This window comes from Ramlibacter aurantiacus, from assembly GCF_016722895.1.
Taxonomy (GTDB): domain Bacteria; phylum Pseudomonadota; class Gammaproteobacteria; order Burkholderiales; family Burkholderiaceae_C; genus Ramlibacter; species Ramlibacter aurantiacus.
Genome location: NZ_JAEQNA010000001.1, coordinates 732,811 through 754,854, shown reverse-complemented (window position 1 = coordinate 754,854; position 22,044 = coordinate 732,811). Strand labels below are relative to the sequence as shown.

The window sequence follows — 22,044 nt, the reverse complement described above, 5'->3', positions numbered from 1 at the left end:
GGGGTCGCGGCAGCAGCCGCGCGATGGGTCAGACGATGTCGATCGTGTGTACCGTGTGCTGGCCGCTGCGCCGGTCATCGAAGTACCGCAGCAAGGTCTCCCTCACCGTGCGAAAGGCGATGTCGTCCCAGGGGATCTCGTCTTCGCGGAACAGGCGGGCTTCCAGCGTCTCGATGCCGGGCTCGAACCGGTCGCTGGTCAGTCGTGCCAGGTAGAAAAGATGCACCTGGCCCACGCGGGGCACGCTCAGCACGGACAGCAGGCGTTCCATCTCGAACTGCGCACCGGCCTCCTCCACGGTCTCGCGGGCGGCGCCCTCGGCGGCGGTCTCACCGAGCTCCATGAAGCCCGCCGGCAGGGTCCACTTGCCCCATCGCGGCTCGATATTGCGCTTGCACAGCAGCACCCGGTCGTCCAGGTGGGGCAGGGTGCCCACGACGTTCAGCGGGTTCTCGTAGTGGACGGTCGCGCATGAAGGACACACGGCCCGCTCCCGCGTGTCGCCGTCATCGGGCAAGCGATAGGCGACCGCGGTGCCGCAGTTGCGGCAGTGTTTGATGGGGCTGCGCAGCATCGGCAAAGTGTAAGTGCCGCAGGCACAGGAGCCGGGGCTCGTCACGAGCCACCGCGCAGCGCTGGGGGGCGGGTTACTTCACCCCCACGCGGATGGGTACGAGGCCATCGACGTGGCCCACCATGGTGTCGCCCGCCACCACCGCGGCCACGCCTTCGGGCGTGCCCGAATAGATCAGGTCGCCGGGTTGCAGCTCCCAGGCCGCCGACAGATGTTCGATGGTCTCGGCGATGTTCCAGATCAACTTGTCGACATTGCTGCGCTGGCGGTCCTGGCCGTTCACCTGCAGCCAGATCGCTGCGTGCTCGATGTCGCCGGCCTGCGCGGCGGGCGTGATCGGGCCAATGGGCGCCGAGTGATCGAAGGCCTTGCCGATGCACCACGGCCGGCCCTGCTTCTTCATCTCGCCCTGCTGGTCGCGCCGGGTCATGTCCAGGCCCACCGCATAGCCGAACACGTGCCGCATCGCATCGGCCGCCTTGATGTTTCGGCCGCCCTCGCCGATGGCCACCACCAGTTCGATCTCGTGGTGGAAGTCCTTGGTGGCCGAGGGGTAGGGGATGCTGCCGGTCTGCCCCTCGTCGACCACCACCACCGCGTCGGCGGGCTTCAGAAAGAAGAATGGCGGTTCGCGGCCGGTGAAACCCATCTCCTTGGCATGCTCGACGTAGTTGCGGCCCACGCAGTAGATGCGGTGTACCGGAAAGCGCTCGGCGCGCCCGACGATCGGCACGGCGACGGGCGCGGGCGGTTGGAAAACATAGCTCATGGCAGCCTTTCTTCTTTCAGGATGCCCAGCGCGTCCTGCACCGGGCGGTCGGAGAAACTGAACAGCACGCAGCCTGCCTCGGACTCGAGTCGGGCCGCGTGCCAGGAGGGGATCACGAAGTGATCGCGCGGCGTCACCTCGTAGCGCGTCGAGCCACCTGCCGGCGATTCGATGTGCACCGCGGCCCGGCCTTCCACCACGCTGTAGATGGCGCCATCGGTCTGGCGCCAGCCCTTGCCGCGAAATCCCGCCGGCAGCTTCTGCATGAAAGCCGCGATGGTGGGCATGGGCCAGCCGCCGGTCAGCGGGTTCGTGTAGCGCAGCTTGACGCCGTCCCACTCGTCGATCGGCGCGTCGCGCTCCAGCCGGTCCAGCGCCTCGCGGCTGCGGTCGTAGGGGTAGCTGAAGATGGGCGACGTCTTGCCGAACGGCGCCACAGGCCGCACCGGTGCCATGTTGTGCCCGAAGCGCGCGAAGCTGCTGCCCTCGGCCTGCGTCACCTGCTGTGAACGGGCCGATCCGTTTTCGGCGAAGCCGGCATCGAAGAACCGCAGGATGGGGATGTCCAGGCCGTCCAGCCAGACCATGGGCTGGTCGGACGGGTTGCCGTGGTCGTGGAAGGTCCAGCTCGGCGTGATGATGAAGTCGCCGGGGTGCATGGTCGTGCGTTCGCCATTGACGGCGGTGTAGGCGCCCTGGCCCTCCACCACGAAGCGCAGCGCACCCTGCGTGTGCCGGTGCGACGGCGCGACCTCGCCCGGGAGGATCAGCTGCAGGCCCGCATAGAGCGACTGCGTGATGGCCGACTGCCCGCGCAGGCCCGGGTTCTCCAGGATCAGCACCCGGCGCACGGCCTCCTCGGCGCTGATGACCTCGCCGGCACGCTTGAGGAAAGGGCGCACCCGCTCGTAGGTCCACAGGGCCGGCACGCAGGGGGAGGCCGGCTGCGGCGGCACCAGGGCGTGCAACACCTCCCACAGCGGCTTGAGGTTGTGGGGGTCCATGTCGCGATAGAGCTGCTCGCGCTCGTGCACGGCCGTCTGGGGGGCGTTCATGTCGTCTCCTTGGTCTCGATCGATGATAGGGGCGGCTTGCCGGCCCCTCGGCGGACTGGACACGCGGCCGGACAGATCGCCCTTGTTCATAAGCATACATACGATATGCACGCATGGCAAACCGTGGCGGGTGACGCCGGCACTACACTGCCGGCATGGCAAAGGGTTTCGAGTTCGAGCAGGCGCCGGGACATTTGATCCGCCGCGCGCAGCAGGTGGCAGTGGCCGTCTTCAACGAGGAGACGGCCGGCTTCGACGTCACGCCGGTGCAGTTCGCCATCCTCAACGCGCTGATCGACGACCCCGGCGAAGACCAGGTCACCCTGGCGTCCAAGGTCGCCTTCGATGCGGCCACGTTCGGCTCGGTCATCGGCCGCCTCGAGGCGCGCGGCTGGGTGCGCCGCGAGTCGGACCCGGCCGACCGCCGCCGCAAACGCCTGTGGATCACCCCGGACGGGCAGCAGATGGCCATCAAGATGAAGCGCGCGGTGGCCCGGGCCCAGACGCGCATCGTGGCGCCGCTCGCACCCGTTGAGCGCGAGCATCTGGTCGAGCTGCTGCGCAGGCTGGTGGCCGGTCACGAGTCCGGATGAGGTTGATCGTCCTTCGCGTCCTACGCCAAAGTCAGAAGGCTGCCGCGCCAGCCGGCGCTCATGGCTGTGTTCAATTGGAACTGGTTACTTGCAGGAAAGGACGGCACGCATGAACAACTTCCTATTGCACGGTCGGATCGGCGCCACGCTCGCGGCGGCCTTGCTGGCCACGGGTTGCGCCAACATGGACATGAGCGGCATGACCCCGACGCAGCGCAACGCGGCCATCGGTGCCGGCATCGGCGCGCTCGGCGGTGCGGCGATCGGCCGCGACGTGCGCGGCGCTGCCATCGGCGCGGGTGTCGGCGCGCTGGGCGGCTATGTCTGGTCGCAGCAGATGGAGCAGCGTCGCCAGACCATGGAGCGCGCGACGGTGGGTACGGGCGTGGCCGTTTCGCAGACCCCCGACAACCAGCTCAAGCTGGATATTCCCAGCGACATCTCGTTCGACGTCGGCCGCGCCGACATCCGGCCCAACCTGCGGCCCATCCTGGACCAGTTCGCCAGCGGACTGTCCAGCCAGCCCAATACCGAGGTGCGCATCATCGGCCACACCGACAGCACCGGCTCGGACGAGCTGAACGACCGGCTGTCCCTGCAACGTGCGCAGTCGGCTCGCGACTACCTGGCCGCCCGCGGTGTCGATCCCCGCAGCATCGTGATCGCCGGTCGCGGAGAGCGTGAGCCCATCGCCGACAACAGTACCGAGATGGGACGCGCGCGCAACCGGCGGGTGGAGATCTTCCTGGGCGAGCGGGCGAACGTCGCCGGTAGGTAGGGCCCACCCCCGAAGCGGCTTCGCCGCTTCCCCCCTCGAGGGGGCGCTAACCAGCGGCCCGGCAAAGCCGGTTCCGCGGTTGCCGCTGGAGGGACCTGCCGCTTCGCGACGGTCTGGGGGCGTCCCCGCAACCCTCAGTCGGACTGCGCCAGCACGGTGAAGTGTTCGACCGTGGGGGGTGCTGCGAAGAAGGGGCCGACGATGGCGCGCCACTCCTGGAAGAGCGGGCCTTCGCGGAAGGCGATGGTGTGGTCTTCCAGGCGTTCCCATTGGATCTGCAGCAGGTAGCGCTGGGGCGACTCGATGCACTTGCGCACGTCGTAGCCGCGCATGCCCTGCGCGCGGGCGATCACGGTGGACAGGCCGCGCTGGATGGCCTGGTCGAACTCGGCCTCGCGGCCTGGGTGGATGCGGATGTCGGCGACTTCGAGAATCATGTGAGGGTCCGTCGGTTCAGGGTGCGGCCGGGACGCGGGCCGCGCCCGGCCGCGCATGATGCACCAGTGCTCGGGAGGTCGACCATCGCGGGCCCGCGGTTTATCCTTGTGGGGCCATGAAGCTGTACAACTACTTCCGCTCCTCAGCATCCTTTCGGGTGCGCATCGCGCTCGAACTCAAGGGGCTGCCCTATGACTACGTGCCGGTCCACCTGGTCAAGGGCGAGCACAAGCAGCCGGCCTATGCCGCCGTGTCGCCCCCCCGGCTGGTCCCCACGCTCGTCACCGATGCCCAGGACCGGCTGGGCCAGTCGATGGCCATCATCGAATACCTCGACGAGGTCTACCCGCAGCCGCCGCTGCTGCCCTCCGAGGCCACGGCACGCGCCAAGGTTCGCGCGCTCGCCCAGCTCATCGCCTGCGAGATCCATCCCTTGAACAACCTGCGTGTGCTGAAGTACCTGGTGCGCGAGATGGGCGTGTCCGACGACAACAAGAACGCCTGGTATCGGCATTGGGTGCGGACCGGCCTGGAAGCTTTCGAGGCCGAGCTTGCCCAGCTGCCGCCCAGCACGTTCTGCTACGGTGACACGCCCACCCTGGCGGACTGCTGCCTGGTGCCGCAGATCTTCAACGGCCAACGTTTCAACGTCGACCTGTCGGGGCTGACCCGCACCATGGCTGCGTTCGACGCCTGCATGGAGCTGCCCGAGTTCCAGCGCGCGCAGCCGTCCAGCTGCCCTGACAACGAAGCGTGACCCCCTGGCGGTCACCCGGCGCATGCTGATCCCGGACTGGCCCGCCCCGCCCCGCGTGCATGCCGCCTGCAGCACCCGCGACGGCGGCGTATCCGGTCCCCCCTGGAACAGCCTCAACCTCGGCGACCACGTGGGCGACGACCCACTCGCGGTTGAAGCCAATCGCCAACGCTACGCCGCGGCCCTGGCGGTGCGGCCGGTGTTCCTGCGCCAGGTGCATGGCAGCGAGGTGGTGCGGCTGCGGGCCGACACACCCGACGGCGCCGAGGCCGATGCCTGCGTGTCGACCGTGCCGGGCGTGGCCTGCACCATCCTGGTCGCCGACTGCCTGCCGGTGCTGCTGTGCGACGCCGAAGACGGCCGGGCCGTTGCGGCCGCGCACGCCGGCTGGCGCGGACTGGCGGGGCAGGGCGGACGTGGCGTGCTGGAGGCCGTGCTCGATTCGCTGGCAACGGCCCTGAGGCTGCCCTCGGTCGAGTCCGCGGGACCACGCCTGATGGCCTGGCTCGGCCCCTGCATCGGACCGTCGGCCTTCGAGGTCGGCGCGGAGGTGAAGGCAGCGTTCGAGCTGCACGACCCGGCGGCCGCCGCGTGGTTCAAGCCGGTGCGCGAAGGCAAGTGGCTGGCCGACCTGCCGGGCCTCGCGCGGCAACGGCTGCAGTCGGCCGGGGTGACGCGGCTGCACGGCAACGACGGCAGCACCGCCTGGTGCACCCACTCGCAGCCCTCACGGTTCTTTTCGCACCGGCGGGACCGCATCAGCGGGCGCATCGCCGCCAGCATCTGGCTCGAGTGAGGCCGCATCGGCCCGGGCCTTCGCTTCTTCCTCGGCTTCCCGCGCCCGCCGCGCGCGCTTGCGTCCGGGCGTGCCCAGGATGTAGGCCAGCAGTGCCGCCGGCAATAGGCCATAGAACACCAGCGTGATGAACGCACCCAGCAGGGACCCGGCCGGGCTCGTCGCCTCCGCAACCGCCATCATCAATGTGACGTACAACCAGCCGATGATGACGAGGTACATGGATAGGTTTTTCTATAGATGAGCTTTGTAGCCCCACGGACTTGGGGCGATACTCGGCTCGTCCTGTCAGCGCGAACCACCACATGAAGGCAGCCGAAGCCGCTCATTCTCCAGCAGACGCCCCCACCGCGGCGACGCCAAACCCCCTCCAAGACCAGTTGGGCGCCTGGACCCAGGCACTCGACGCCTTCCAGCGGATCACGTCCGCCCACTCGGCCGCGCCGCAACCGTCGCTCCAGTTCGACGGCCAGATGCTCCAGGCCTTGCAGCAGGCCTATGTGCGCGAAGCCTGTGAACTCTGGAACCAGGGACTGCAGCCGCCAGCCGACCGCCGCTTCGCCTCCGAGGCCTGGGCCCAGAACTCCATGGGCAGCTACGCCGCCTCGGTGTACCTGCTCAACGCGCGCACGCTGCTGGGCATGGTCGAGGCGGCGCAAACCGACGAGAAAACCAAGTCCCGCCTGCGTTTCGCGGTCGAGCAGTGGCTGGCCGCCTCGGCGCCGAGCAACTTCCTGGCGCTCAACCCCGAAGCCCAGAAGAAGGCGGTCGAAAGCCGCGGCGAAAGCATCGCGCGCGGGGTGCAGAACCTCTGGCGCGACATCCAGCAAGGCTACGTGTCGATGACCGACGAGAGCCAGTTCGAGGTCGGTCGCAACGTCGCCACCACCGAAGGCGCGGTGGTGTTCGAGAACGAGCTGTTCCAGCTCATCGAGTACAAGCCGCTCACGCCCAAGGTCTTCGAGCGCCCGTACCTGGTCGTGCCGCCCTGCATCAACAAGTTCTACATCCTCGACCTGCAGCCCGAGAACTCGCTCGTGCGCCACCTGGTCGCGCAAGGGCACCGCACCTTCGTCATCAGCTGGCGCAACCCCGACGATTCGCTCCAGGACAAGACCTGGGACGACTATGTCGGTGACGGCCCCATCCGCGCGATCGAGGTGGTGCGCGAGATCGCCAATGCCAAGCAGGTCAACGCGCTGGGCTTCTGCGTGGGTGGCACCTTGCTCGGCACCGCCTTGGCCGTGCTGCGCGCGCGCGGTGAAGATCCGGTCGCCTCGCTCACGCTGCTGACCACCTTCCTGGACTTCAGCGACACGGGCGTGCTCGACCTCTTCGTCGACGAGAACTTCGTCAAGTACCGCGAGGCGCAGCTCGGGCGGCGCGGCGTGCTCAAGGGCCAGGAGCTCGCTTCCACCTTCAGCTTCCTGCGCCCCAACGACCTGGTCTGGAACTACGTGGTGGGCAACTACCTCAAGGGCGAGACCCCGCCGCCCTTCGACCTGCTGTACTGGAACAGCGACTCCACCAACCTGCCAGGTCCGATGTACGCCTGGTACCTGCGCAACACCTACTTCGAGAACAACCTGGCCAAGCCGGGCAAGCTCACCGTCTGCGGGCAGAAGATCGACCTGGCCCGCATCGACATGCCGGCCTACCTGTACGGTTCGCGCGAGGACCACATCGTGCCCATCGGCGGCGCGTATGCCTCGGTCAACCACCTCAGCGGCAAGAAGCGCTTCGTGATGGGAGCGTCCGGCCACATCGCCGGCGTGATCAACCCGCCGGCCAAGAAGAAGCGTTCGTACTGGACCAACGAGCAGCTGCCACGCAGCTTCGACGACTGGCTGGCCCACGCCACCGAGCATCCGGGCAGCTGGTGGACCGACTGGTCGGCCTGGCTCGAGCCCCACGGCGGCAAGCTCATCGCCGCGCCCAAGGCCTACGGCCGCGGCAAGTACCAGGTCATCGAGCCGGCCCCTGGCCGCTACGTGAAGGCGAAGGCCTGAAGATTTTTTTCATCCCCGAGGAGTACCCCACCATGGAAGACATCGTCATCGTTTCCGCCGCGCGCACGGCCGTCGGCAAGTTCGGCGGATCGCTTGCCAAGATCCCGGCGCCCGAGCTCGGCGCGGCTGTCATCAAGGAGGCGCTCGCGCGCGCCAAGGTCGATCCGGCCCAGGTGGGCGAAGTCATCATGGGCCAGGTGCTCGCCGCCGGCGCTGGCCAGAACCCCGCACGCCAGGCCCTGCTCAAGGCCGGCCTGCCCAAGGAAGTGCCGGGCCTGACCATCAACGCCGTCTGCGGCTCGGGCCTCAAGGCCGTCATGCTCGCCGCCCAGGCCATCGCCTGGGGCGATGCCGAGATCGTCGTGGCCGGTGGCCAGGAGAACATGAGCGCCTCGCCGCACGTCCTCATGGGCTCGCGCGACGGCCAGCGCATGGGTGACTGGAAGATGGTCGATTCCATGATCGTCGACGGCCTGTGGGACGTCTACAACCAGTACCACATGGGCATCACCGCCGAGAACGTGGCCAAGGCCCACAACATCGACCGCGCCGCGCAGGACGCGCTCGCGCTGGCCAGCCAGCAGAAGGCCGCCGCCGCCCAGGAGGCCGGCAGGTTCAAGGACGAGATCGTTCCCATCTCCATCCCCCAGCGCAAGGGTGACCCGGTCGTCTTCGACGCCGACGAGTTCATCAACAAGAAGACCAGCGCCGAAGCGCTGGCCGGCCTGCGTCCCGCCTTCGACAAGAGCGGCACGGTCACCGCCGGCAATGCGTCCGGCATCAACGACGGGGCCGCCGCCGTGGTGGTCATGAGCGCCAAGCGCGCCGCCGCCCTGGGCCTCAAGCCCCTGGCGCGCATCGCGGCCTTCGGCACCTCCGGCCTCGATCCCGCCACCATGGGCATGGGCCCCGTGCCGGCCTCCCGCAAGGCGCTCGAGCGCGCCGGCTGGAACGCCCAGGACGTGCAGCTCTTCGAGCTCAACGAAGCCTTCGCCGCCCAGGCCTGCGCGGTCAACAAGGAGCTCGGCATCGATCCGGCCAAGGTCAACGTCAACGGCGGCGCCATCGCCATCGGCCATCCCATCGGCGCGTCGGGCTGCCGCATCCTGGTCACGCTGCTGCACGAGATGCAGCGCCGCGAAGCGCGCAAGGGCCTGGCGGCCTTGTGCATCGGCGGCGGCATGGGCGTGTCGCTGGCCCTCGAGCGCGGTTGATCGCCGGTTCCATCACGTCACACAAAGGAGATCCAAGCATGAGCCAAAAAGTCGCCTACGTCACCGGAGGCATGGGGGGCATCGGCACCGCCATCTGCCAGCGCCTGCACAAGGAAGGCTTCCGGGTGATCGCCGGCTGCGGGCCGACCCGCGATCACGGCAAATGGTTGAACGAACAGAAGGACCAGGGCTACACCTTCTACGCGTCGGTCGGCAACGTCGGCGACTGGGACTCCACGGTCGAAGCCTTCTCCAAGGCCAAGGCCGAGCACGGCCCCATCGACGTGCTGGTCAACAACGCCGGCATCACCCGCGACCGCATGTTCCTGAAGATGTCACGCGAAGACTGGGACGCGGTCATCGAGACCAACCTCAACTCGATGTTCAACGTCACCAAGCAGGTGGTGGGCGACATGGTCGACCGGAACTGGGGCCGCATCATCAACATCAGCTCGGTCAACGGCGAGAAGGGCCAGGCCGGGCAGACCAACTACTCGGCGGCCAAGGCCGGCATGCACGGCTTCACCATGGCCCTGGCGCAGGAGCTCGCCACCAAGGGCGTGACGGTCAATACCGTGAGCCCGGGCTATATCGGCACCGAAATGGTCAAGGCCATCCGCGAGGACGTGCTCGACAAGATCGTGGGCACCATCCCGGTCAAGCGCCTGGGCAAGCCTGAGGAAATCGCCTCCATCATCGCCTGGCTGGCTTCGGAGGAAGGCGGCTACTCCACCGGCGCCGACTTCTCGGTCAACGGCGGTTTGCACATGCATTGACGAACGAAACGAGCCTTGCACCGGGTGCGAGGCTCGTCGGGCGATCGCCTCCCGCCGCTCGCGTCCCTGGCGCGGGCGGCGTTTCCTTTTCTAGAGATCCTCGATCACCAGCTGGCGGTACTTCTGGGCGTAGCTCACGGGGATGTTCTCGATCGCCTTGCGGATCAGGTCACTGTCCTTCTGGTGCGGCGCGTGCACCAGCAATCCCCAATGCCCCTGGGCGGCCAGGTGCGACATCTGCCGCACCGTGTCGGCTTCCGTGCCCACCGAGGGCAGGGGGATGTCGGCGCTGCCGACGGTGCGGGTGATGTCGGACATGATGACCTCGGGCGATAGCAGCGACATCTCGTCATCATCGATGCCCACGGCCGCCAGTGCCTTGCAGGCTTTGCGCGCGTCCTCGTGCCCGCCGGGAAACATCAGCACGGCATGTCCCGTCGGATAGAACACGCCCGACATCGTGGTCATGGACGACTGCATGACGAAGGGTTTCATGGGGGCCTCCTGTTCGTTCTCGGTTGCTCGGATGAGTCATTAGCTCGCGATCGCAGGCAGCTCGTTGTCGGCACCGTCGCCGCGGGCCTGTAGGACGGGTGCCGTCACGCCTGCGCGTTCGCGCTCTCCCGTGCCATCGGCCCTGGGCGAACCGCCCATGCGGCCTGCGGACATCCGCCGACGGCCCGCTCCCACAGGGCGGGCAGGTCGCGGCGCCCACACTGGAGCCGTCGTCGATCCACCGTGGGAGCATTCCATGAGCCAAAAAACGCGATCCATTCCCCTGTCGGCCATGCTTCGGCTGAGCCTGACGGCGGCCCTCCTTGGTGGGCTTGCATTCGCGACCTCGCTGGCCTTGGGCTGAGGCCCGGGCCAGGCCGGACAGTCCCGACGCGGACTCAGGCTCCGGCTTGCGAGAAGCGCGCGAAGAGTTCGTGCCGTGAACGCACGCCGATGCGCTGGAAGGCGCGGTCCCGGTAGGTGCGCACGGTAGCCGGCGTCAACCCCAGGTCGGCGGCGATGCCGTCGTGCGTCCAGCCCTTGAGCAGCCGCTCGCAGACCTCGCGCTCCCGCTGGGTCAACTCCTGCAAACCGGCGAGCTTGCCGCCGTCGCGGGCGCGCAAGGTGATGTGCCGTTCCACGCAGGCCACCAGCGGCTGGGCCAGGCCGGCGGCAGCCTGCAGCGCCTGTGTCCCCAGCGGTGCCTGCCGCTCGTGCCGGTAGAGATTGATCGCCAGCAGTCCACCGCCGGAAGCGGCGGCCACGATGGACAGGCGCTCGCGCAATCCGTTGCGGCTGTAGATGGCCTCGCGATGCTCCGGCGGCAGCTCGTCCGCCATCCAGTGCACCAGGGCAGGCGCGCCGGTCGCCACCGCCTGTCGCGCCGCGCTGAAACTGCCATCACGCCGGTACAAGGAGCTGCGGTACACCCGCCACGATTCGCTCGTGCCGCGCGGCGCATCGCCCACGCTGCTGTGCGCGTGCAGCACTGGCGGGGCGGCCGCGTACAAGGTGTAGACCGACCACCAGCACAGCGGCATCCAGCGGTTCAGCGCCTGCAAGGCCGAGTTGCCGAACGCCGGATCCCCCACCGAGCCGATCACGCTGGACAGGGCATCCATCGCGGCCCGGTCATCAGCATGGGCACCATGGGAATCGAGCGGGATGAGCTGCATCAGGGGACCTCGGGCAAACCCTGTCCACATCGACGTGGACAGACAGGAAGGGGCGGAAATTCTAGTCTCCGCACCCATGCCCCCACGGGTGCATCCGATCCCGCGGCCCACCGAGGTGGCGCCGCTTTCCAGCCTCAGAGAGAGACACACATGAACCGCTTCGCATCCCGGCGCGCCGCCCTCGCGGCTGGCATCACCCTGGCCCTGGCGTCCGCCGTACCGTCCGTCCTGGCGCAGGGCAGCTACCCCGACAAGCCCATCAAGCTCGCCGTCGGCTTCGCCCCCGGCACTGGCCCGGACATCCTCACCCGCACCGCCGGGCAGGCCTTCGCGGACATCGTCGGGCAGTCGGTGGTGGTCGAGAACCGCACCGGCGCGGGCGGACAGATCGCCACCGGCGCCGTCGCCAAGAGCCCGGCCGATGGCTACAACCTGCTGGTGGCCGACCTGTCGTCGATCAGCATCGCGCCGGCGGCCTTCTCCAAGCTCACCTACGACCCGGCCAAAGAACTGGTGCCGGTGACCGAGATCGCCCGCACCGACCTCGTGCTGGTGGTCCCCGCCAGCATGGCCGCCAACAACGTGCAGGAGTTCGTCAAGCTCACCAAGGCGGCCAACGGCGCCACCAACTTCGCCACCTTCGGTGCCGGCACGCCGGGCCACTTCGGCGCGGTGATGCTGGCCGAGATGGCCGGCTACAAGACCGAGATCGTGCACTTCCGCCAGACCTCGGACGTGATCACCGCCCTGGGCGGTGGCCAGGTGCAGGCGGCACTCATGTCCACGCCGCTGGCCGCCGCGCAGATCAAGGGCGGCCGCCTCAAGGCCCTGGCCACCACCGCGGCCAAGCGCTCGCCGCTGATGCCCGAGGTGCCCACCTTCGCCGAAGCGGGCCTGCCCAAGGCCGACTTCTCCGCCTGGTTCGTGGTCTTCGCACCCACCGGCACGCCCCAGCCCATCGTCGACCGCATCCAGCGCGACATGGTGCGGGCGGTGCAGGCGCCGGAGACCCGCAAGAAGCTGGAAGAGGCCGGCTTCACCGTGGTCGGCTCCACCCAGGCCGAGGCCCGCAAGATGGTCGCTTCCGAAAACGAGCGCTGGGCCCGGGTGGTCAAGTCCAGCGGCTTCAAAGGGGACTGACCAGGCCGCCGCGCAGCGGCAGGCTGTTCCGCTGCCACCGCGGAACCGGCTATGCCGGGCCGTGGCGCCCCCTTCAGGGGAGGCGCCGAACGCGCTTCGGGAGGGTCAACGCTTCAGCATCTCGCTGGCGATGATGATCCGCTGCATCTCCGAAGATCCTTCGGTGATCAGCCGGCTGCGCGCGTCGCGGAACATCAGCTCCAGGGGCAGCTCGCGCGACAGGCCGATGCCGCCGTGGATCTGGATGGCGCGGTCCACCACGCGCATGTACATCTCGTCGGCGTACAGCTTCACCTGCGACGCCTCCAGGTGGTAGTCCAGGCCCTGGTCGGCCTTCCACGCCGCGTGGTAGGTCATCAGGCGGGCGGCGTGCAGCTCGGTGGCCGAGTCCGCCACCATCCACTGGATGGCCTGGCGCTTGGCCAGCGGTTGGCCGAAGGTGCTGCGCTGGTTCGCGTACGAGATGGCCAGTTGCAGCGCCCGCTCCGCCCGGCCGATGGACTTGGGGCCGTGGATCAGGCGGCCCACGTCGAGGAACTCGCGCGCCAGCTCCCAGCCCTTGCCGGGCTCGCCCACCAGTTGCGAGACCGGCAGGCGCACGTCCTCCAGCACCACTTCCCACGGCCGGTCGGGGCTCATCAGCTCGAAGCTCTGCCCGAGCCGGAAGCCTGGCGTGCCCTTGTCGACCAGGAAGCAGGACACGCCCACTTCCTCGCCCTTCACCACGGTGCGCGCGAACACCTGCACGAAGTCGGCCTTGTCGGCGCTCGTGATGAACACCTTGGTGCCGTTGATCCGCCAGTGGTCGCCTTCGAGCACCGCGGTGGTCCGCATGCGCGCCGGGTCGGACCCGGCCCCGGGCTCGGTGAGGGCGAAGCAGGTGCGCTTGTCGCCGCGCACCACGGGGTACAGGTACTTCTCCTTCTGCTCGGGCGTGCAGTGATAGAGCACCGGACCCAGGTAAGGCGTGAGCACCGTCTGCGCGCGGAACGACGGCACGTTGCAGCGGCCCAGCTCCTCGAACACCAGGCACATGCCCAGCATGCCGATGCCGCCGCCGCCATGCTCCTCGGGCACGTCGAAGCTCCAGAAGCCCAGCTCCCTGGCACGCGACTGCAGCCGCTGGCGCACCTCGTCGGGAATGTCGGGCTCGTTGGCGTAGAGCGGCTCCAGCGGCATCAGCTCCTCGTCGACGAAACGCCGCACCGAATCCCGCAGCATGCGCAGTTCCGGCTCGATCGTGAAATTCATGCGATGAGTCCCTGTTGCCGCAGGCGCTCCATCTCGTCGGCGCCGAGTCCGGCCTCGGCCAGCACCTCGCGCGTGTGTTCGCCCAGCGTGGGCGGGGCTCGGAAGTCGCTGCGGTGGTCGCCGTCGAAGCGCATGGCCCGGTGCGCGGCGCGCACGGTGCCGTGCTGCGGATGCTCCACGCCGTAGAACAGGTCGAGGTGCCGCACCTGCGGGTCATCCGCCAGGTCCTGCAGCCGGTGCTCCGGCGCGAACGGCACGTCCTGCGCCTCCAGCCGCTGCGCCCATTCGGCCCGGGGTCGGGTCGCGAACACCGCGGCCAGGTCGGCGGCCAGCTCGTCGTAGCGGGACACGCGGGCGAAGCGGTCGGCGTACTTCTCGCCCAGGTCGGGCCGCTCGATCGCCGCCAGCAGGCCGGTCCAGAACTTGGGGGGCGAAGACAAGTGCAGGCCGATGCGCAGCTGGTCGGCGCAAGTCAGGATGAACGACTGCGAGGACGCCGCCCGGTCGTAGAAACCCACCGGCTCGCCGCTGTCGAACAGCTTGCCCAGCGGCTCGGTGGCGAAGGCGATCATGGACTCGAGCATGCTCACCTCGACCTTGCGGCCGCGCCCGGTGCGCGAGCGCTCGTGCAGCGCCCCCAGGATGCCCATCGCCGCGAACAGGCCGGTGATGGCGTCCGAGATCGCCGGCCCCGGCACCCGTGCGTCGGTGCCCTGGTGGAACATCGACAGCCAGCCCGAGAGCGCCTGGCCCACGTTGTCGTAGGCCGGCCGGTCCCGGTAGGGCCCGGTGGCGCCGTAGCCGGTGATGCTGCAATACACCAGCCGCGGGTTCAGCGCCTGCAGCCGGTCCGGGTCCAGGCCCAGCCGGCTTTCCACGCCCGGGCGCACGTTGACCAGCAGCACGTCGGCCTGCTGGATCAGCGCATCCAGCGCGGCCGCCGCGCCCGGCGCCGAATGGTCCAGCGCGATGCTGCGCTTGTTGCGGTTGTGGGCCTGGAAGTGCGAGCTGTAGAGGCCGCCGTTGAAGGCCCGGAACGGGTCGCCCGTGCCCGGCCGCTCCACCTTCACCACGTCGGCGCCCATCTCGGCCAGCAGCATCGCCGCGTAGGGCGCGGTGATGAAGCTGCCGAAATCCAGCACGCGCAGGCCGGACAGCACCTGATCGGAAGAATCGCGCATGTCGCTGCCTCAGTCCGCCTTCACGCCGGTGATGCGGACCATGCGCGCCAGCGACTCGGTCTCCTTGCGCATGAAAGCGGTGAACTGCTCCGGCGTCGAGGGCGCGCCCTCCACGCCCAGCGTCGCCAGGCGCTGCTTCACGTCGGGCTGGTTCAGCGCCGCCGCGATCTCGCGCGACAGGCGGGCCACGATCTCCGGCGGGGTGCCGGCGGCCACGGCCGTGCCGTACCAGGTCATGAAGTCGTATTCGGGCAGCGCCGCCTCGGCCACCGAGGGCGTGTCCGGCAGCGCCGGCTGGCGCTTGGCGCTGGAGACCGCCAGCGCCAGCAGGCGGCCGTCGCGCACATAGGGCACGGCCGACGATGTGCCGGTGAACATCACGTCGACCTGTCCGGCCACGACGTCGGCCGTGGCGGGCGCCACGCCCTTGTAGGGGATGTGCGTCACCTGGATGCCGGCCAGCGACTTCACCCACTCCATGGCCAGCTGGTGCGGCGTGCCGTTGCCGATGGACGCGTAGTTGATCTTGCCGGGCTGCTTCTTGGCCAGCGCGATGAACTCGGGCAGCGTCTTCACCCCCAGCTTGGGATTGGCCACCATCACCAGCGGCACGAAGACCAGCTGCGACACCGGCGCGAAGTCCTTCACCGAGTCGTAGGGCAGCTTGGGGAAGAACGTGGGGTTGATCGCGTGCGAATCGGTGATCAGGCCCAGCGTGTAGCCGTCGGGCGCCGACTTGGCCACCATGTCGGTGCCGATGATGGTGCTGGCGCCGGGCTTGTTCTCCACGATCACCTGCTGGCCCATGGACTGCGACATCTTCTGCGCCAGCATGCGCGCCACGATGTCGGTGCCGCCGCCCGGCGGGTAGGGCACGATGAAGCGGATCGGCTTGTTCGGGTAGGCCGCGGCCTGCGCGAAGGCGGGCTGGGCGACGCCCAGCGAGCCGCCGAGGGCGATGCCGGCCAGTGCCGAGCCCAGCAGGGCGCGACGGCGCAAAGAGGCGATAGGGAAGTTCACGGACTTGTCTCCTTTGTTAAGCGGATTGCTCCAGATGAAAGAACGATCGACGGGCGAGCCGCTCCCCGTCGAGCATCGCGGCCACCGAGATGGACTCGGGAAGCCGCACCTGCCCGTCGCGGATCTCGGGCACCTGGTGCACCACCTGCTCGCGCATGGACAGGTACCAGGTCACCTCGGCGGGCAGCGCGTGCGAACCCTGGCGCGCCGCCAGCGACAGCGCGTGCCAGGTGCCCAGCGCGCTCTCGCCGAACATGCCCACCACCGTGAGCGCGCCGGCCTGGTCGGCCAGCGCCAGCAGGTCGCGCGTCATCGACAGGCCGAAGCGTCCCGGCTTGAGGCTGAAGGCACGCGCCCCGGCGGCGATGAACCCGGCCGCGTCGCGCAGCGAGGTGCAGGGAAAGTCCACCAGCAGCGGGCACGGCACCGCCGCCTGCAGCGCCGAGAAGTGCGCGTCGGGCGCGAAGGCGCAGGGGTCCTCGACCACCACGGCCCCGGCCTCGTGGATCGCGCGGGCGTAGTCGGCCGCCTCGGCCGGGGGGTAGGCGCTGTTGGCATCGACGTAGAAGCGCACCGATCCACCGAGCGCGCTTCGCAGCAGCCGCAGCACCTCCAGGTCTTGCGTGCGGCCTTGGCCGCCCTTGACCTTCAGGGTTCGCAGCCCATGGCGCTCCACCCAGTCCACCGCCTCGGCCACCATGCGCGCCGGCTCCTGGCGGGTGATGGTCACCGACACCGGCACGCGGCGCGGGCCCATCGCGGGCCAGAGCGCCTGCCCGCCGGCGCCCGCGCGCAGGTCCCACAGCGCGTTGTCGATCAGCGCCTTGCCGGCGTGCTGCTCGGGGATCGCATCCAGCCGCGAGCGCACCGCCTGCACGTCGAGCAGGTCGCAGCCGGCCAGCAGCGGCAGCAGCACCTCCTGCAGCGAGGCGACCAGGCTGCGCACGCCGTGGCCCATCCAGGTGGGCTTGACCGTGATCTCGGCCACGCCCTGCGCGCCTTCCCGGGCCGACAGGCGCAGCACCAGGAAGGTGGCGGCGTCTTCCACGATGTCGCTCCAGGCGACGGCGCGCGCGTACGGCAGGCGCACCGCGTCCAGCTGCCAGTGCGACAGTTGCAGCGTGGGCATCAATTGACCTGGACGCCCGCTTCGCGAATGACCCGTCCCCACTTGTCGGAGTCGCGCTTCATGAACTCCACGAAGCTCGCGCCGCTGAGGAAGGTGGGTTCGGCCCCCAGCGTCTCGAACTTCGCCAGCGTGGCCGGGTCCTTCATCACCTGGCCGAGCGCGCGCGTGAGCCGGTCCACCGCCTCGGGCGGCGTGCCCTTGGGCGCCGAGACGCTGTACCAGGCCAGCACCTCGAAGTCGGGGATGCCCGACTCCATCACGGTGGGGATGTCCGGCGCCAGCGGGCTGCGGGCGCGGCTGGTGATGGCCAGTGCCTTCAGGCGCCCCGAGCTCACCTGCTGCAGCGTGCCGGCCAGCGTCACGAAGGCAAAGGCCACATCGCCGCGCATGACACCCAGCAGGGCGTCGGCCTGGCCCTTGTAGGGCACGTGCCGCACCTCCACCCCGGCCTGCTTGCGGAACAACTCGCCCGCGAGGTGGCCGCTGGTGCCGTTGCCGGCCGAGGAAAAACTCAGCTCGCCCGGCTTGCTGCGCGCGAGGTTGGCCAGGTCGCGCACGCTCTGCACGTTCAGCTGCGGATTCACCACCAGCAGGTTGGGCGCCGTGCCCAGCAGCGCCACCGACGCCATGTCGCCGATGGGGTCGTACGACAGCTTGAACAGGTGCGGGTTGACCGCGTGCGTGGGGCTGCCGGCCACCAGGAACTGGGTGCCGTCCGGCGGCGAACGCAGCACCGCCTCGGTGGCCAGGTTGCCGCCGGCGCCGGGTCGGTTCTCCACGATCACGGGCTGCCCCAGCAACGGGGTCAGGCGCTCGGCCACGTGGCGCGCCACCACGTCCACGGTGCCACCGGGGGCGAAGGCCACCACCAGCTTCACCGGCCGGGTCGGCCAGTTCGCGCTCGCCTGGGCCAGGGCGCCGCCCGCGGCGAGCGCCAGTGCCGTGCCGATCAGGCCGCGGCGGGACAGGAAATCGAAGTAGGGCATGCGGCTCTCCTAGTCGAGCTTCACGCCCAGGGCCTTGATGTACTTCGCGTACATGGCGCGGTCCTTCTGCAGGAATTCGGCGAAGCGGTCCGGCCCCAGGTTGAGCGGCTCCAGCCCGACGCCGACGATGTAGCGTTCGCTGAAGTCGGGCTTCTCGATCAGGCGCGCCACGCTGGTGGCGACCTTGTCGATGACGGGCTTCGGCGTGCCGGCCGGCGCGATGAGGCCGAACCAGGCGCTGGAGTGGAAATTGGGCATGCCCACCTCGGCGAAGGTCGGCACGTCCGGCAGCGCCGCCGAGCGCTTGGGCGCGGCGATGGCGATGGCCCGCAGCTGGCCGCTCTTGACCAGTTGCCGCGCCGGCGGCACGCCGGTGAACGCCATCTGCACCTGGCCCGAGAGCAGCGCCGGAATGACGTCCGCCACGCCCTTGTAGGGCACGTGCAGCAGCTTCACGCCGGTGGCCTGGGCGAAGGCCTCGGCGTCGATGTGGGCCTTGCTGCCGGGGCCGTACGTGCCGTAACTCACGCGGCCCGGGTTGGCCTTGGCCTCGGCGATCAGGTCCTGCAGGGTCTTGCCCTTGAAGCCCGGTCCCACCAGCAGCACCTCCAGCGTCTCGGCCACGTTGACCACGGGAACGAAGTCCTTCACCGGGTCGTAGGGCAGCCTGGAATACAGGTACTGGTTGGACGACACGGTGGGGTCGTTGGCCATCATCAGCGTGTACCCGTCGGCCGGCGCGGTGGCCGTGGCCTGGGCCGCGATGATGGTGTTGGCACCGGGCTTGTTCTCTACGATCACCTGCTGGCCCCAGTCCCGCGAGAGCTCCTGGGCGATGCCCCGCGCCAGGGTGTCGGCCAGGCCGCCGGCCGTGAATGGCACGATGATCTTCACCGGCTTGTTCGGGTAGTCGCCGGCGCCCTGCGCCAGGGCCGGGCCGACGCCCAGAAGGCCGGCAGCAAGGCCCGCGCACAGCAGCCGTCTCTTGAAATTCGCCATCGCCTGTCTCCTTTTCGGTTGTCGCTAGCGGGCCCTTGGCGGGTGGCCCGGTCCCGTCATGAAACCTGTCGCTGCTGGTCCTGCCAGTAAGGCGCGCGCAGCGCGCGCTTGTCGACCTTGTTGGTGCTGGGCACCCGCGGCATCGCTTCCAGGAAGCGATAGACCTTGGGGCGCTTGTAGCCGGCGATCAACTCGCGGCAGTGCTTGTCGAGCGCGGCTTCGTCGGCCTGCTGGCCGGGCTTGAACACCACCATGGCCGCCACCGATTCGCCCCACTTGGGATCGGGCACGCCGATCACCGCCACCTCGGCCACGGCGGGGTGCATGAGCAGTGCCTCCTCGACCTCGCGCGAGTAGATGTTCTCGCCGCCGGAGATCACCATGTCCTTCTTGCGGTCCACGATGAAGAGGTAGTGGTCCTCGTCCAGGTAGCCCATGTCGCCGGTGTGCAGCACGCCGTCGGCCAGCGCCTGCGCCGTGGCCTCGGGCTTGCGCCAATAGCCCTGCATCACCGACCTGGAGCGCAGGCACACCTCGCCCACCACGCCGCCCGGGCACTCGCTGCCGTCGTCGGCCAGGATCTTCAGCTCGGTGCCCAGGTAGGCCTGGCCGGCCGAGGCCAGGCGCTTGCGCTGGCGCTCGTCGCCCTCCAGCACGTGCTGGTGCTTCAGCAGCGTGGTGCCCAGGCCGGCCTCGGTCATGCCGTAGATCTGCATGAAGATCGGCCCGAACACCTTGCGCGCGCGGATCGACAGCGCCACCGACATGGGGGCCGAGGCATAGCAGATGGTGTGCAGGCTCGAGAGGTCGCAGGGCGTCTTCTCCTGCACGTCCAGCATCATGGAAATCATGGTGGGCGCCAGGTGCGCCGAGGTCACCCGGTGCTCCGCGATGCTGGCCAGGATGGCGTGCGCGTCGAACTGCCGGTGCAGCACGATGGTGGCGCCCACCACGGTGTACGTGAGCAGCTCGGTGGGACCCCCTATGTGATAGAAGGGCATGACGATCAGCATGCGGTCCGTGGGCGATGCGAGGTGCGACAGCGACTGCACCCGCGCCTGTTCGAGCTGGCCCTCGTTGCCCAGCATCACGCCCTTGGGAACGCCCGTGGTGCCGCTGGTGTAGATCAGGAACAGCGTGTCGTCGGGCTGCGCGCGCAGGGCCAGCGGCTCGGCCCGGGCCTCGCGCAGCAGGTCCTCGTAGGCCACGATGCCTTCGCCCGGTGCGGCGTCGAAGCACACGAACAGGGTCTCGGCCGGCAGGCCCGCGCGCAGCTCGCGCAGCCGGGGCAGGTACTCGGCCTCCACGAAGAAGACCGAAGGCTGCGCGTCCAGCAGGATGGCGGCCTGCTCGGGGGCCGACAGGCGATAGTTCAGCCCCAGCGCCACGAAGCCGCCCAGGCCGGCTGCGCCGTACACCTCCAGGTATTCGGGGCAGTTGCGCGAGAGCACCGCGATGCGGGCCTGGCGCGGATGGCCGCGTGCGGCCAGTGCGTTGACGAGGCACTTGACGCGCCGGGCGAACTCACGGTGGCTGAGGGTGCGCCCCTCGAAGATCACCGCCGGATGGTCGCCGCTGCAGCGCTCGTTGCGTTCGATGACATCGCCCAGGATCATGGGTTCGGCTCCTGAAGTTTCACCAGCATGCCGGACTGGCCCTGCTGCACGATCTCGCCGGCCTGGTTGCGCAGCGTCAGCCGCCGCTCGATCACGCCGCGCCGGCCGTCCGAGGTGCGGCGCTTGGCCGCGATCTCCACCTCCACCCGCACGGTGTCGCCCACGAACAGCGGCTTGAGGTAGCGCCATTCGCTCAGGCCCAGCGCACCGATCACGTCCTCGCCGAATTCGGGAAAGGGCGTGGCCATGCCCACGGCCACGTGCAGGCCCCAGGTGCCGTGGAAGATGCGGCGACCCAGGGGTGTGCGGCTGGCGTAGTCCTCGTCGGCGTGGATGGGGTGCCAGTCGCCGCTGGTCATGCAGGCCTGCAGCAGGTCGGCCTCGGTCAGCGTGCGGCCGGGGCTGGTCCAGCGCTGGCCCACCTGCAGTTCATCAAAGGCATTCGCCATCTCAGTTCTCCACGATGCTGCGTATCACCGGCGATGCATGGAAGCAGACCCTGCGAGGGCGGGCCACCGCGGAACCGGCTTGGCCGGGCCGCTGGTGGCGCCCCTCGAGGGGAGGCGCCGAAGGCGCTTCGGGGTGGACTTTCACTTCAGCGCTTCAGGTGCTGGCGCAGGAATTCGTTGCTGCGCTCGCGCGCCAGGGCGATGTCGGCTTCGGCACCGCGCGTGTAGAAGCCGTGGTCCGCGCCTGGGTAGGTGTGAACCTGCACCGGCTTGCCAGCCACGGCCTGCGCGATCTGCGCCCGGGCCTCGGCCGGCACGTAGCGGTCCTGGTCGCCGAAGTGCATCTGCAGCGGACAGCGCAGCCCTGGCGCCAGGTCCAGGTGCTTCTCGATGCCCACGCCGTAGTAGGCGATGGCGGCGTCGACTTCGCAGCGCGCCGCCGCCAGGTAGGCCAGCTTGCCGCCCAGGCACATGCCGGCCACCGCCACGCGGCCGTCGAAACCGGGACGGGCGCGGACGTGGCGCGCCACGGCGTCGATGTCGGCCATGCCGTCGTCGTCGCGGTAGCGGCCCATGATGGCGAAGGCTTTCTCGATGTCTTCCTTGGAGTGGCTCAGCTCGATGCCGGGCTGCTCGCGCCAGAACAGGTCGGGCGCGCAGGCCAGCCAGCCATCGGCGGCGAAGCGGTCGGCGATGGCGCGGATGTGCCGCGTCACCCCGAAGATCTCCTGCAGCACGATCACCGCATGCCCGTTCGGCTGCTTCGGCTCGCTCACGTAGGCTTGGAAGCTGGCGCCGCCGTCGGCGGCGATGGTCTCGTTGCGGGGGGTGGTCATGCGGTTCC

Annotated in this window: 24 protein-coding genes; 8 read left to right on the top strand and 16 right to left on the bottom strand. The window is 69.3% G+C overall.

Annotation, left to right across the window (positions count from 1 at the left end; genetic code table 11):
• Positions 1-28: 28 nt before the first annotated feature.
• From JI739_RS03440 to gtdA, 3 genes are all read right to left on the bottom strand, one after another.
• Complete coding sequence (locus JI739_RS03440) at positions 29-574, bottom strand: NUDIX hydrolase (RefSeq protein ID WP_201682431.1); 546 nt, start codon at positions 572-574, stop codon at positions 29-31.
• 73 nt (positions 575-647) lie between these two features.
• Positions 648-1,343, bottom strand: coding sequence for a fumarylacetoacetate hydrolase family protein (locus JI739_RS03435; protein ID WP_201682430.1), 696 nt, complete (start codon positions 1,341-1,343; stop codon positions 648-650).
• A complete protein-coding gene (gene gtdA, locus JI739_RS03430; RefSeq protein WP_201682429.1) occupies positions 1,340-2,398 on the bottom strand; it encodes a gentisate 1,2-dioxygenase in 1,059 nt (352 codons plus the stop codon). Before gtdA ends, JI739_RS03435 begins: the two co-directional genes overlap by 4 nt.
• Positions 2,399-2,553: 155 nt before the next feature.
• On the opposite strand from gtdA, the gene JI739_RS03425 reads away from it, so the two are divergent.
• Together JI739_RS03425 and JI739_RS03420 are read left to right on the top strand one after the other, a co-directional pair.
• Positions 2,554-2,991, top strand: a complete 438-nt coding sequence (locus JI739_RS03425; RefSeq protein ID WP_201682428.1) for a MarR family winged helix-turn-helix transcriptional regulator — start codon at positions 2,554-2,556, stop codon at positions 2,989-2,991.
• Between the two features lie 109 nt (positions 2,992-3,100).
• On the top strand, positions 3,101-3,769 hold the full coding sequence (locus tag JI739_RS03420; protein WP_201682427.1) for a YiaD family glycine zipper/OmpA-like lipoprotein: 669 nt from the start codon (positions 3,101-3,103) through the stop codon (positions 3,767-3,769).
• 134 nt (positions 3,770-3,903) lie between these two features.
• Here JI739_RS03420 and JI739_RS03415 read toward each other — a convergent pair whose 3' ends face one another.
• On the bottom strand, positions 3,904-4,206 hold the full coding sequence (locus tag JI739_RS03415; protein WP_201682426.1) for an antibiotic biosynthesis monooxygenase family protein: 303 nt from the start codon (positions 4,204-4,206) through the stop codon (positions 3,904-3,906).
• A gap of 116 nt (positions 4,207-4,322) precedes the next feature.
• Here JI739_RS03415 and maiA point away from each other — a divergent pair, with 116 nt between their 5' ends.
• Both maiA and pgeF read left to right on the top strand, forming a co-directional pair.
• On the top strand, positions 4,323-4,964 hold the full coding sequence (gene maiA, locus JI739_RS03410) for a maleylacetoacetate isomerase (protein WP_201682425.1): 642 nt from the start codon (positions 4,323-4,325) through the stop codon (positions 4,962-4,964).
• A gap of 22 nt (positions 4,965-4,986) precedes the next feature.
• The gene (gene pgeF / locus JI739_RS03405; RefSeq protein WP_201682424.1) at positions 4,987-5,760 is read left to right on the top strand and encodes a peptidoglycan editing factor PgeF; all 774 of its coding nucleotides are present in this window, start codon (positions 4,987-4,989) and stop codon (positions 5,758-5,760) included.
• On the opposite strand, the gene JI739_RS03400 is transcribed toward pgeF, so the two are convergent.
• Complete coding sequence (locus tag JI739_RS03400; RefSeq protein ID WP_201682423.1) at positions 5,692-5,982, bottom strand: hypothetical protein; 291 nt, start codon at positions 5,980-5,982, stop codon at positions 5,692-5,694. The genes pgeF and JI739_RS03400 overlap by 69 nt on opposite strands.
• A gap of 83 nt (positions 5,983-6,065) precedes the next feature.
• Here JI739_RS03400 and JI739_RS03395 point away from each other — a divergent pair, with 83 nt between their 5' ends.
• From JI739_RS03395 to phbB, 3 genes are read left to right on the top strand one after another with little or no spacing between them, the layout of a single operon-like run.
• A complete protein-coding gene (locus tag JI739_RS03395; RefSeq protein WP_201682422.1) occupies positions 6,066-7,769 on the top strand; it encodes a PHA/PHB synthase family protein in 1,704 nt (567 codons plus the stop codon).
• Between the two features lie 32 nt (positions 7,770-7,801).
• On the top strand, positions 7,802-8,983 hold the full coding sequence (locus JI739_RS03390; RefSeq protein ID WP_201682421.1) for an acetyl-CoA C-acetyltransferase: 1,182 nt from the start codon (positions 7,802-7,804) through the stop codon (positions 8,981-8,983).
• Between the two features lie 38 nt (positions 8,984-9,021).
• Entirely contained in the window at positions 9,022-9,759 is a 738-nt protein-coding gene (gene phbB, locus JI739_RS03385; protein WP_201682420.1) for an acetoacetyl-CoA reductase, read from the top strand.
• Between the two features lie 90 nt (positions 9,760-9,849).
• On the opposite strand, the gene JI739_RS03380 is transcribed toward phbB, so the two are convergent.
• Positions 9,850-10,254 (bottom strand): RNA-binding protein, encoded by a 405-nt coding sequence (locus tag JI739_RS03380; protein WP_201682419.1) that lies wholly within the window; start codon positions 10,252-10,254, stop codon positions 9,850-9,852.
• A 398-nt stretch (positions 10,255-10,652) separates the two neighbouring features.
• Positions 10,653-11,429, bottom strand: coding sequence for a helix-turn-helix transcriptional regulator (locus JI739_RS03375; RefSeq protein WP_201682418.1), 777 nt, complete (start codon positions 11,427-11,429; stop codon positions 10,653-10,655).
• 150 nt (positions 11,430-11,579) lie between these two features.
• Between JI739_RS03375 and JI739_RS03370 the strand changes: the two genes are divergently transcribed.
• Positions 11,580-12,569, top strand: coding sequence for a Bug family tripartite tricarboxylate transporter substrate binding protein (locus JI739_RS03370; RefSeq protein WP_201682417.1), 990 nt, complete (start codon positions 11,580-11,582; stop codon positions 12,567-12,569).
• 105 nt (positions 12,570-12,674) lie between these two features.
• On the opposite strand, the gene JI739_RS03365 is transcribed toward JI739_RS03370, so the two are convergent.
• The 9 genes from JI739_RS03365 to JI739_RS03325 form a co-directional block, all read right to left on the bottom strand.
• Positions 12,675-13,820, bottom strand: coding sequence for an acyl-CoA dehydrogenase family protein (locus JI739_RS03365; protein ID WP_201682416.1), 1,146 nt, complete (start codon positions 13,818-13,820; stop codon positions 12,675-12,677).
• Positions 13,817-15,001: a CaiB/BaiF CoA transferase family protein gene (locus tag JI739_RS03360; RefSeq protein ID WP_201682415.1), complete on the bottom strand. Its 1,185-nt coding sequence runs from the start codon at positions 14,999-15,001 to the stop codon at positions 13,817-13,819. The genes JI739_RS03365 and JI739_RS03360 overlap by 4 nt, the downstream gene beginning before the upstream one ends.
• Before the next feature lie 9 nt (positions 15,002-15,010).
• Entirely contained in the window at positions 15,011-16,021 is a 1,011-nt protein-coding gene (locus tag JI739_RS03355; protein ID WP_354003670.1) for a tripartite tricarboxylate transporter substrate binding protein, read from the bottom strand.
• Positions 16,022-16,037: 16 nt separating this feature from the next.
• Positions 16,038-17,150 (bottom strand): mandelate racemase/muconate lactonizing enzyme family protein, encoded by a 1,113-nt coding sequence (locus JI739_RS03350; RefSeq protein WP_201682414.1) that lies wholly within the window; start codon positions 17,148-17,150, stop codon positions 16,038-16,040.
• Positions 17,150-18,136, bottom strand: coding sequence for a Bug family tripartite tricarboxylate transporter substrate binding protein (locus JI739_RS03345; RefSeq protein WP_201682413.1), 987 nt, complete (start codon positions 18,134-18,136; stop codon positions 17,150-17,152). Before JI739_RS03345 ends, JI739_RS03350 begins: the two co-directional genes overlap by 1 nt.
• Positions 18,137-18,145: 9 nt before the next feature.
• Positions 18,146-19,135 (bottom strand): Bug family tripartite tricarboxylate transporter substrate binding protein, encoded by a 990-nt coding sequence (locus JI739_RS03340; protein WP_201682412.1) that lies wholly within the window; start codon positions 19,133-19,135, stop codon positions 18,146-18,148.
• A gap of 56 nt (positions 19,136-19,191) precedes the next feature.
• The gene (locus JI739_RS03335) at positions 19,192-20,751 is read right to left on the bottom strand and encodes a class I adenylate-forming enzyme family protein (RefSeq protein WP_201682411.1); all 1,560 of its coding nucleotides are present in this window, start codon (positions 20,749-20,751) and stop codon (positions 19,192-19,194) included.
• On the bottom strand, positions 20,748-21,200 hold the full coding sequence (locus JI739_RS03330) for a MaoC/PaaZ C-terminal domain-containing protein (protein WP_201682410.1): 453 nt from the start codon (positions 21,198-21,200) through the stop codon (positions 20,748-20,750). The genes JI739_RS03335 and JI739_RS03330 overlap by 4 nt, the downstream gene beginning before the upstream one ends.
• A 146-nt stretch (positions 21,201-21,346) precedes the next feature.
• A complete protein-coding gene (locus JI739_RS03325; protein ID WP_201682409.1) occupies positions 21,347-22,036 on the bottom strand; it encodes a dienelactone hydrolase family protein in 690 nt (229 codons plus the stop codon).
• Positions 22,037-22,044: the final 8 nt, after the last annotated feature.